General features: G+C 60.4%; 7 protein-coding genes. 3 read left to right on the top strand and 4 right to left on the bottom strand.

Annotated features, from left to right (window positions below; genetic code table 11):
* The 3 genes from F8N96_RS04990 to F8N96_RS04980 all read right to left on the bottom strand — a co-directional run.
* Positions 1-333 (bottom strand): aldehyde dehydrogenase family protein (locus F8N96_RS04990; RefSeq protein WP_150796840.1); only part of this gene is annotated, 333 nt, incomplete at its 3' end.
* A gap of 10 nt (positions 334-343) precedes the next feature.
* A complete protein-coding gene (gene araD1, locus F8N96_RS04985) occupies positions 344-1336 on the bottom strand; it encodes an AraD1 family protein (protein ID WP_150796839.1) in 993 nt (330 codons plus the stop codon).
* Between the two features lie 183 nt (positions 1337-1519).
* Entirely contained in the window at positions 1520-2842 is a 1323-nt protein-coding gene (locus tag F8N96_RS04980) for an MFS transporter (protein ID WP_150796838.1), read from the bottom strand.
* Positions 2843-3035: 193 nt separating this feature from the next.
* On the opposite strand from F8N96_RS04980, the gene F8N96_RS04975 reads away from it, so the two are divergent.
* The 3 genes from F8N96_RS04975 to F8N96_RS04965 all read left to right on the top strand — a co-directional run bounded on the left by F8N96_RS04975 (position 3036) and on the right by F8N96_RS04965 (position 10520).
* Positions 3036-4772 (top strand): IlvD/Edd family dehydratase, encoded by a 1737-nt coding sequence (locus F8N96_RS04975; RefSeq protein ID WP_150796837.1) that lies wholly within the window; start codon positions 3036-3038, stop codon positions 4770-4772.
* 58 nt (positions 4773-4830) lie between these two features.
* A complete protein-coding gene (locus F8N96_RS04970; RefSeq protein ID WP_191626298.1) occupies positions 4831-5547 on the top strand; it encodes a FadR/GntR family transcriptional regulator in 717 nt (238 codons plus the stop codon).
* 131 nt (positions 5548-5678) lie between these two features.
* Complete coding sequence (locus F8N96_RS04965) at positions 5679-10520, top strand: dermonecrotic toxin domain-containing protein (RefSeq protein ID WP_150796835.1); 4842 nt, start codon at positions 5679-5681, stop codon at positions 10518-10520.
* On the opposite strand, the gene F8N96_RS04960 is transcribed toward F8N96_RS04965, so the two are convergent.
* Positions 10515-10754 (bottom strand): hypothetical protein, encoded by a 240-nt coding sequence (locus F8N96_RS04960; protein ID WP_150796834.1) that lies wholly within the window; start codon positions 10752-10754, stop codon positions 10515-10517. The genes F8N96_RS04965 and F8N96_RS04960 overlap by 6 nt on opposite strands.
* Positions 10755-10775: the final 21 nt, after the last annotated feature.

Below are 10775 nucleotides of genomic sequence, written 5' to 3'. Positions count from 1 at the left end.
CATCTGGCCGCTGGTGCGACCGCGCTCGCCTTGAATCCGTGCGGCCGGCAACGCGGTTTCGCGGCAGACCAGGGCGACGAACTCATCGCCCAGGGCATCGAGCTCATCGGCCACCGCATCGAGAAACTGCGCCCGACGTTCGGCACTCAGGCTGCGATAGGCCGGATAAGCGGCGGCGGCAGCCTTGGCGGCGGCGTCGACTTCTTCCGGGGTGGCCTGGTAGAAATCATGGGGCAAGGCTTCGCCGGTGCTGGCGTCGACGCTTTTAACGATGACAGTACCGCCAGCACGGCGCTGGCCGCCGATGTAGTTGTGGCCAAGAATCCGGATCATGTAAATCTCCTCAAAGGGTGCCGACGGTGCCGGGTTCGAACGCCGCTTCAACGGGTTTGATGCCGTTGATCAGTGGCGCACCGAACTCGGCCTGGCTGATCTCGAACACGTCACCCGGTCGCGTGCGAATGCCGTCGGCGAAAGACAGCGTTGCGGTACCGAAGAAGTGAATGTGCACATCCCCCGGGCGCAGGAACTGGCTGTATTTAAAATGGTGGTACTCGAGGTTTTCCAGGCTATGGCACATGTTGGCTTCGCCGCTGAGAAACTCGTTCTGCCACAGCACCTCGCCGTCACGCAGGATGCGGCTGGTGCCTGCCAGGTGCCGGGGTAGCTCACCGACCCGAAGTTCCGGCCCATAACTGCAACTGCGCAATTTCGAGTGGGCCAGATACAGGTAATTCTTGCGTTCCATCACGTGATCGGAAAACTCGTTGCCGACGGCAAAACCCAGGCGCCAGGGTTTGCCATCCTGGCCGATGACGTACAGGCCGCCGAGCTCAGGTTCCTCACCGGCATCTTCGGCAAAGGGTGGCAGCGGGAACGGTTGGCCCGGACGTACGACAATGCTGCCGTCGCCCTTGTAGAACCATTCCGGTTGCACACCGGCCTCCCCCGCAGCTGGCTTGCCGCCTTCTACGCCCCACTTGAAGATACGCATGGTGTCGGTCATCGCAGCGTCGTCACCGGCCTGCTGATGCATCTTGTCCCGTGCAGAGGCGCTGCCCAGATGGGTCAGGCCGGTGCCGCTGACCAGCATGTGCGCCGGGTCCGGATGGTCCAGCGGTGGCAGGATACGCAGCGTGGCCAGCAGCTGGGCATAGTCATGGCTGATGCCCAGGCCCTGGGTTTTCACCTGTTGTTCCAGGTTGACACCGGCCTCGATCGCTGCCAAAGCCAGGTCGCGAACCGTACCTGCGTCCTGCACTTCGCGCACCCGATCGTCTTCGACCACGCCAACGCGGCGCTCGCCGTTACTCAATTCGAACTGAACCAAACGCATGGTTTTTCTCCTGTAATCAAATCTTCAATACAACGCAAATCCCTGTAGGAGCTGGCTTGTCGGATCGCCGCACCGCAGCGAAGACGGCGGCACATCCAATATCAATGTCGACTGACACACCGCCTTCGCCGGCAAGCCTGGCTCCTACAGGTCCGTATCAGGTCCGTGATAGAGGGGTGTGCGTCAAGTACGGCTCGCCCCCCGGGCGCTGGCCGCAAATTGGTCGGCAGGCAACACGTGCCTGCGCTCCAGCACGCGATACACCACGCCGGTCAGGATCAGGCCGAACACCATCACACCGGACAGGAAGTACAGCCCCGACGCCAGATTGCCGGTGTACTCCTTCAACGCGCCGATCACGAACGGCCCGATGTAGCCACCCAGGTTGCCCACCGAATTAATCAAGGCGATCCCGGCCGCCGCACTGGCGCCGGCAAAGAAACGACCCGGCAAGGTCCAGAACACCGCCGTGCAGGAAAACAGCGCGAACGCCACCAGGCACAACGCGGCCAATTGCAGCACCGGCACCGTCAGCCAGGCGCTGAGGAACAGACCGATGGCGCCCAACACGTAAAGCACGGCCAGGTGCCCGTAACGATCATTCAAGCGATCGGAACTGCGTGGAATGATCAGCAACCCAATGATCCCGAAGATGTAGGGCACCGACGACACGAAGCCAGTCACCAGATCGGTCCCGCCGAATTGCTTGATCAAGGTCGGCAGCCACAAACCCAGGCCATAGATGCTCAGGGTCACCGGCAGATAAAACAGCGCCAGCAACAACACGCGTTTGTCCTTGAGCGCATGCAGCGGATTGCCGTGGCGGGTCTGGCCGTATTCCTCAAGATCCTTTTTCAACTCGCCAGCCAGCCAGTCCTTTTCGGCCTGATCCATCCATTTCACTTGCTTGGGCCCATCGGGCAGCCAACGCAGCACCGGCCAGGTCAACAGGATCGCCGGCGTGCCGATGACGATGAACAGCCACTGCCAGCCGTGCAGCCCCAGGATGCCGTCCATGCCAAGCAGGCCGCCGGACACCGGACCGGTGATCAGCATGGCGATGGGTTGGGACAGGATGAACAACCCGAGGATCTTGCCGCGATGACGAACCGGGAACCATTGGGTGATGTAGTAGAGAACGCCCGGGAAGAACCCGGCTTCAGCGGCGCCGAGCAGGAAGCGCATCACATAGAAGCTGTGCGGCCCCTGTACAAAGGCCATGCCGATGGTGATGGCGCCCCAGGTGACCATGATCCGCGCAAACCAGCGCCGGGCGCCGAAGCGTTCGAGCATCAGGTTGCTGGGGATTTCCAGCAGGAAGTAACCAATGAAAAACAGCCCGGCCCCCAGACCGTAGGCGGCGTCACCGATGCCGATATCGGCGCCCATGTGCAGCTTTGCAAAGCCTACGGCGGAGCGATCCACATAGGCAATCAGGTACAGCAGGATCAGGAAGGGAATCAGTTTGAGTGTGATGCGACGAATAAGCCGCAGTTCCTGGCTCATGAGATCGGTCTCCGATTGTTGTTGTTATAGAACCTCGGGGGACGCCTCTCGCGGAAAACCGCCAGGGCCATCCCTCCGTTGAAAGCGACTATATAGTAATACTATTTAATCAACAACACTTCCAAACAGACGCATTTTCGCTTATGTTAAGCCTCAGCTCGAACAATATAGTCATACAATAAGAGAATCGATCATGTCTGATAAGCAAACCACCCTGCGTTCCGCCCAATGGTTTGGCACCGCCGACAAGAACGGCTTCATGTACCGCAGCTGGATGAAGAATCAGGGCATCGCCGACCACCAGTTCCACGGCAAGCCGATCATCGGCATCTGCAACACCTGGTCGGAACTGACCCCCTGCAACGCGCACTTCCGCCAGATCGCAGAGCACGTCAAGCGCGGGGTGATCGAAGCCGGCGGCTTCCCGGTGGAATTCCCGGTGTTCTCCAACGGTGAATCGAACCTGCGTCCTACCGCCATGCTCACCCGTAACCTGGCGAGCATGGACGTCGAAGAGGCGATCCGCGGCAACCCGATCGACGGCGTGGTGTTGCTGACCGGATGCGACAAGACCACCCCGGCCCTGCTGATGGGGGCGGCCAGTTGTGACGTGCCGGCGATCGTCGTCACCGGCGGGCCGATGCTCAACGGCAAGCACAAGGGCCAGGACATCGGCTCGGGCACCGTGGTCTGGCAGCTCAGTGAACAAGTGAAAGCCGGCACCATCACCATTGACGATTTCCTGGCGGCCGAGGGCGGCATGTCTCGCTCGGCGGGCACTTGCAACACCATGGGCACCGCCTCGACCATGGCCTGCATGGCCGAAGCCCTTGGCACTTCCCTGCCCCACAACGCAGCGATTCCGGCGGTCGATGCGCGTCGTTATGTGTTGGCGCACATGTCCGGCATGCGTGCGGTGGAGATGGTTCGCGAAGATTTGAGGCTGTCGAAGATCCTGACCAAGGAAGCCTTCGAAAATGCCATTCGGGTGAACGCGGCGATCGGGGGTTCGACCAATGCGGTGATCCACCTGAAAGCCATTGCCGGGCGCATCGGTGTCGAGCTGGACCTGGACGACTGGACCCGCATCGGTCGCGGCATGCCGACCATCGTCGACTTGCAACCGTCCGGGCGCTTCCTGATGGAAGAGTTCTACTACGCCGGCGGTTTGCCTGCGGTGCTGCGCCGCCTCGGTGAAGCCAACCTGATTCCCAACCCGGATGCCTTGACCGTCAATGGCAAGTCGATCGGCGAAAACACCAAGGACGCGCCGATCTATGGCCAGGACGAAGTGATCCGCACCCTCGACAACCCGATCCGCGCCGACGGCGGCATCTGTGTGTTGCGCGGCAACCTGGCGCCACTGGGCGCGGTGCTCAAACCCTCCGCCGCCAACGCCAAGCTGATGCAACATCGCGGCCGTGCGGTGGTGTTCGAGAATTTCGACATGTACAAGGCGCGGATCAACGATCCGGAGCTGGACGTCGATGCCAACTCGATCCTGGTGATGAAAAACTGCGGACCGAAGGGTTATCCGGGCATGGCCGAAGTCGGCAACATGGGCCTGCCCGCCAAGCTGCTGGCCCAGGGGGTGACCGACATGGTGCGTATTTCCGATGCGCGCATGAGTGGCACGGCGTACGGCACGGTGGTTTTGCATGTGGCCCCGGAAGCGGCGGCCGGCGGGCCTTTGGCCACGGTGAAGGAAGGTGACTGGATCGAGCTCGATTGCGCCAACGGCCGTCTGCACCTGGACATCCCAGACGCCGAACTGGCCGCGCGCATGGCCGATCTGCAACCGCCGCAGCCATTGATCGTGGGTGGCTATCGTCAGCTGTACATCGACCATGTGCTGCAGGCGGACCAGGGTTGCGACTTTGACTTCCTGGTCGGCTGCCGCGGTTCTGAAGTCCCGCGCCACTCTCACTGACCCCACCGCGCCTGTTATCATGGACGATACCCCATCGCTCAGGATCGCGCCGCGCCCCATGGATTACCGCAAACCCTCCGACCGTAAAAGCATGCACTCGCGCATCGTCCAGGAACTGGGCATGCAGATCGTTTCGGGACGGTTCAAACCGGACGATAAGCTGCCCGCCGAGGCGCTATTGTGCGAGGAGTACGCGGTCAGCCGGCCGGTGCTGCGCGAAGCCACCCGTGTGCTGGTTGCCAAGGGCCTGGTGTACTCGCGCCCGCGGGTCGGCACGGTGGTCAAGCCGCGCAAGGAATGGCACATGCTCGACCCGGACGTGTTGCACTGGCTGATGCAAAGCAGTCCGCAAAATGAATTCTTCGATCTGCTGACCAGCGTGCGCAGCATCATCGAACCGGCCGCTGCCGCCCTTGCTGCACAGTTCGCCACGGACGAAGACATCGCGTCCATCGGCGAGGCTTACCAGCGCATGGAGACCGCCCCGACGCCTGAAGCATTGCTGCAGCCCGACCTGGATTTTCACAGCCGCATCGCCGACGCCACGCACAACGATTTGCTGGCGAACCTGTGCAACATGCTGTCGGTGGCGATCGCCGAAGCGTTGAAGCACTCCAACCAGCGGCCGAATCTGCATGAATTGGCGCTGCCGCGACACAAGGCGATCCTGACCGCCATTGAAAACCGCGACGCCCTCGGCGCACGGCATGCGACGCTGGTGCAGTTGGATGATGCGCGCAGTGCCTTGAGCACGGTGCTGGGTCAAACCTTGTAACACTCGCGATACCCAATACCCCAATACCGCACTCACCGCGACGAAATACGATTTCCTGTGCCGGGCCGATCATCGGTCCGCGACTCTGGCAGCCAGCAAGGCCCGGATTTAATCAGGAAAAGGATTTCGTCATGCCCACCCCAAACACTCCCGCCTCAACCATGCCCCCGAGCCAATTGGCCGCTCAGGCAGTGCACCAACGCTTCGCGCATCGCCCGTTGCTGTTTTCAGTGGTATTCAATGCACTGCGCGATCGAATGCTTGAACACTATCCCACCCTGGAAATGGACCTGCGCTCCGTCAAACTGGCCAGCCCGCACCCGTCTGGCGGTTGGGAATTCCAGCTGCTGATCAATGTCGCCGTTGAGCATGTACTGAACCCGCAACTGCTGGACCTGAGCCCTCGGCATGAACTGCCGTTCTACCTGACTCAGAAAATACCGAGCCGTTTGAAAATACCGGAGCCGCCCTACACGATCGACATGCAGGTCATTGCCGACATCATCGCCGCCCTGCCATCGACGATTCACATCTATTTTCAGCAGGCATTGGCCGATTACTGGAGCGCGACCGATGCCCAAGGCATCAGCCACTGGCAATGGCTCGGCGAGTTTCTCAACGGTCAGATGACGGCTGCTGCAGCCTCGCGGCCGGACCTGACTCCATACCAGCGGGACATGCTGTCCCTCGTCGCCGCCTGGCCAGAGCACGTCAAGCGTTCGCCCCTTGCAACACCGCCCACCTGCGCCTCCTTCATCGAGACCACGCTGATCAACGCGGGGAAAGAACAACGCCTGCTGACACCGGACCTGCTGCTCGTACGCGACCAACAGGTGCTGCTTTACAGCGTGGCCGGGGCGATCGAGATCTTTGACTCCATCGATGCCTTCAGCCAAGCCTGGGGGATCCGGATGCAACGCCAGTTCCAATTCGACAGCATGACCTGGAGGCGCAACGAGCCCGGCGGCAATGTCTTTGAACAGCAGGCCGCGCTTATCCTCAACCGCCAACTCGAAGACCTGGGAACCCTTACCTTTCAGGGGCTCAGCGAACGATCGCTTGAGCGCCGCCTGGACACGCTCACCGATCCAGCGCTGCTGTTTGCGGCAGTGCCCGAAGCTCCGCCGGCCCAACTTCAGCAACTGAGCAACCAGCTGCCCGAGTGGATCAAGCAAGCCAGCACCGACGACCGATTTGCCTACCATCGGCATTTACAGGACCTGGCCCAGGTGCTGAAGCAGAACCAGGGCCGCTCGTTTAACGAAGGGATTGAAAACATCCATGACTTCAGTCGTGACGCGTTACGCAAGCAGATGCAGACTGATCATGGCGATCACGATCCCGACGATGTGGTGTTGGACTTCTCCGTGGCCGCCGGCTACCCGGGCGGTGCGGGCTTTATCGATCATGAGCGGATGTCGCTGACCGAACTGGCCCTGAAGAACCTTGCCGGCAAGCCCAAAGGCACCCTCAAGCTGTCCTCCAAAAGCGCTGAAGCACTGCCGGGCTGGCTCGACGATGCCTACGTGCTGGGCAGCACGGGGCTGATACAGCGTGTCGATATCGGCACGGCCTACCCACAAAAAATCAACGACCTGCTGCTGTCCGACACGGCCGATGCCCGGCGACGGGAAACACTCTTCATCCGGGAACTCAAGGTCCGGTTACCGACCCAGGCGCTGGAATTCAAGATCAGGAACCAGTATGGCGTCTGCGCCACGGGCTACCGTTATGTGAAGGCGCTGCTGGGTGAAACCGTTTCGGACCGAACCGTCGACGGCCAGGAAATCGTTCTGCGGCCATTGGCGCTGTGCCGAAAACCCGGCGCGGTGCCCGATCAGGTCAACACTATCTTTATCATCGAGCCCCGCGACACTGACGTCGGCCCGCACCTGCTCTATCGTCCGCTGCATGCCGACTCCCTGCAGCAATACCCGACACGCCAGGCCCTGCTGGACGCCATTGCCGCACCCGGTGATCTGCAGAACAGCGTACTGACCTGGCTGACCGACAAGGCGCGTCCGATCTACGACCACGGCGGCATCAAGGAACCGCACCTCCTTCACTTCCTCAGCGGGGATGAGTTCGGCGTTTATGAAAAACCGGCCCCCGCGACCCTGGCGGTCGATACGGGCGCGGAAAAATGGCTGCAGGCTCTGGTCGACGGCAAACTGTTTAATCAGTTGTTTATCAGCACCGCGCAGGCGCTGGTCGATCTGGCGGACCAGGGTTCGGTGTCCAACAGCGAAAGTCGCTGGGCCATTGTGATGGAAGGGGCGTGGCTGCTGTTCAATTCTCTGCTGCTGCCATTGGTGCGGGGGCCCGCCATGTTGGCAGGCTGGTTCCTGGTGTTCGTCAGCAGCCTGGAACAGGATCTGGCAGGAATCGACAGCGCCGATCCCACCACCCGGGAGCTGGCGTTGATCGACCTGCTGCTCAATGCTGCCATGGTGCTGCTGCACGCTGCCTCCGATCCCGATCGACCACCGTTGCCGGAGCTCAAACCCCAGGACAGCGACCTGCACCTCGCCTCGTGGCGTCGTCCGTTGGCCGCGCCCCACCCGCAAGCCCCTCCGGTGGTCCGACAGGGTCCGGCTGCGCTGCCGGGAGAGCCCCCGGCGACAGGACGCACCGCCCTGGACTTCAGCCGTTCGCTTGCCAGCCCCAAGGCCAGCGCAACCTTGCTCGACGCCCTGGTCGCAGTCCATGTGCCCTGGCCGGCCACGCTACCAAGACCTGAGGCCAGCGGCCTGTTTCAGGGTCTGTACCGAATCGGCGACCTCTGGCATGCCAGCGTCGGCGGGCTGCTGTTTCAAGTCAGGATCGAACCCGGCTTCGCCGAGGTCTATCTGGTCGATCCCAAGCACCCTGACCATCCAGGCTTCAAACTGGCCAGCGACGGCCAAGGGCATTGGCGACTGGATCGCGGGGCCCGGCTGGAAGGCGGAATGCCCAGGAAAAGGGTCGAGGACTGGGACGGGGTGCATCAAAGACGCCTGCTTGCGCTCAAAAACCAGGTGGTCGGCCTGAAGGCCCAAGCCCACCCGCTGGTCCTGGCTGTTCAGGAATCCAGGGAAACGCTTAAAACGATCCGCAAGGATCTGGATAAACAGAAAAAGACCTTAAGACAGGTTTGGGTGTTACTCGGCAACGCGATCGAGGCACTGCGGGCCAGGGTCACTGAGCGCCATGAACAAGAGCAGCGCGAAACGTCACGCCTCAGAACGCAGTTGAACGTCGCCTTCGATAACTACCTGGCAAACGTCGAGACGCTTACCCCGTTGCTGCGCGAACTCCTCGACAAGCATGCCGAGCAGATAGCGATCGACAGAACCAATGAATCCCACAGTAGCAACCGCAACCGGGTGGCCTTGCAGAATTACAATAATTGGGCCCTGGCCTATGAATACCTCATCGAGTCTCGCATCGACCTGTATGAAATCGAGACCGGTGAGAACCTGACCGAACTGAGCATCCGTGTGAAGGAACAGTTGAACCGGGGGATTACCAGCGCTTATGAGACGTTCATCATTAATGAAAAAGTGTTGCTTGAGCTGGAAAAAAAGCAGATCGAAGTCGCACAGAAAATAGAAACGCTCCTCGCTGAAGCTGACCCTGCCCAGCGTCAAATCCTGTTGATGATATCGCCCCAGGATCAACATATCTCCACCACCACCCTGAAGATGTCCCGGTTGCTGACGCTTCGCGAACTGTTGGTTGATCGTGGCGACCCCTCCCAAGAGCCGGCAGAGCTGCGCTTCGCCCAACAGCTCGCCGACCCTCAATTGAGCCAAACCATATTGACCCATGCAGAGATGCGCTCCAGCACAGGCTATCTGGCGCAGGAGATGACTGCCGTACTCAAGGATATTCTCGAGCATTACGAGCGCTTGGAGAATGCCGTCAAGTCATTACATGACACGGATTCCGGTTTCATTCGAGACGAATATCGACTCCCTTTTCTGGAGCACCTCGGTGAAGCCCGTACCAGCCTCGAAGCACAACTGGCCGACTTGATCCTCGTTGACGAAGGGTTCGCCCCTCCCGCTGTGCCAGACACGCCTGCCAAGACGAAGGCCCCCACCAAAAAAGTCATCAAGACCGAAAGACAGGGCAACCTGGTGGGCGACCTGCGACCGCATCAGTCGCAGGACCCGGGCGATATTGTCGACATCAAGGACCCGATCACCGGGCAAACCGTCGCCACTTACCTCGAACATGCCAGCGAAGGAGTCTGGAAACAGCTGGTAACCGCACCTCCGCCGCAGGAGCCGGTGCCCGCACCTGCGGTCCGCCCCTTGAGAAGAATCAAGGCCGCGGGGGACAGGATATTGGACGAGCGAGCAGGTACTGAAAGCAGCATTCGCTTTCAACAGCAAAAACTTCTGGATCCGGGCCGACGCGAAGGTCTCGAACCGCAAGATTGGGAGCTCATGCTGACCCCGCATGCGCAAGCACTCGAAGCCCTGGCCAACGAAATCGAACGTGACCACGCCACCGATGCAAGCGCCGGCGAACTGCGGAGCATGTACCTTGACGAGGCGAAGGCCGGGAAACAACGGGCTCGCGAAGTGTGCGCCGAGGGGTACAAGCTACAGCGTCCCAAGGACTCCAGGATCGAATACCTGCGGGGCAATGGATTTGTCGATATCAACCTGGTTCGCAGTCGCATCCCTTTGAAGGCGGGTGACTACCTCACCGAGTATGCGGTGCGCGACAAAAACAAAATAAAAGAAGGGAAAAAAGGCGAGGCAAACGTCTTGTGGTATGCGCATTTCCATTACCCGGCGGTCGATACGCCTGCATTACAGCCTGAGTACGGCCATCTGAAAACCATAGAAGAGCGCAGATTTACCCGTAAGGAACTGATGGAAAAAGCCCGGGCGGACAACCGTGTCGTGGTCTATCTGGAAAAAGCGGAAATTGCCCCGGCCTTGGCCGAGAAACTGTTCCTGAAACTGGAACAACTATAACCCGACCCAAAAAACGCAGCCCGCTAAACTCGGGCTGCGTTTTTTGTCGGCGGCGAGGATGAATTCCAGGGCATCCTTGTTCTTCTCCAATATGCGGTATCCAGTTACCGCACCTTGAGGATTTTCCCCTTTTACTGTGTGCAATCCCAGACGTGCCAAGGATTGCACCATGCCAACATTGCCAACACCCACTGCACTGGACTCAACCGATATCATCGCGCGTGCCGTCAGCATCCAATTCAATAGCCGACCGAC

This window comes from Pseudomonas fluorescens (assembly GCF_902497855.1).
GTDB lineage: Bacteria > Pseudomonadota > Gammaproteobacteria > Pseudomonadales > Pseudomonadaceae > Aquipseudomonas > Aquipseudomonas fluorescens_BI.
Note: the sequence above shows the minus strand (reverse complement) of the source record. Positions and strands in the feature narration are given on the sequence as shown.

Excerpts from the sequence above, each read along its gene's own strand:
- araD1 (WP_150796839.1), bottom strand. The coding sequence starts at position 1,336 with ATGCGTTTGGTTCAGTTCGAATTGAGTAACGGCGAGCGCCGCGTTGGC.
- F8N96_RS04980 (WP_150796838.1), bottom strand. The coding sequence starts at position 2,842 with ATGAGCCAGGAACTGCGGCTTATTCGTCGCATCACACTCAAACTGATT.
- F8N96_RS04975 (WP_150796837.1), top strand. The coding sequence starts at position 3,036 with ATGTCTGATAAGCAAACCACCCTGCGTTCCGCCCAATGGTTTGGCACC.
- F8N96_RS04970 (WP_191626298.1), top strand. The coding sequence starts at position 4,831 with ATGGATTACCGCAAACCCTCCGACCGTAAAAGCATGCACTCGCGCATC.
- F8N96_RS04965 (WP_150796835.1), top strand. The coding sequence starts at position 5,679 with ATGCCCACCCCAAACACTCCCGCCTCAACCATGCCCCCGAGCCAATTG.
- F8N96_RS04960 (WP_150796834.1), bottom strand. The coding sequence starts at position 10,754 with ATGCTGACGGCACGCGCGATGATATCGGTTGAGTCCAGTGCAGTGGGT.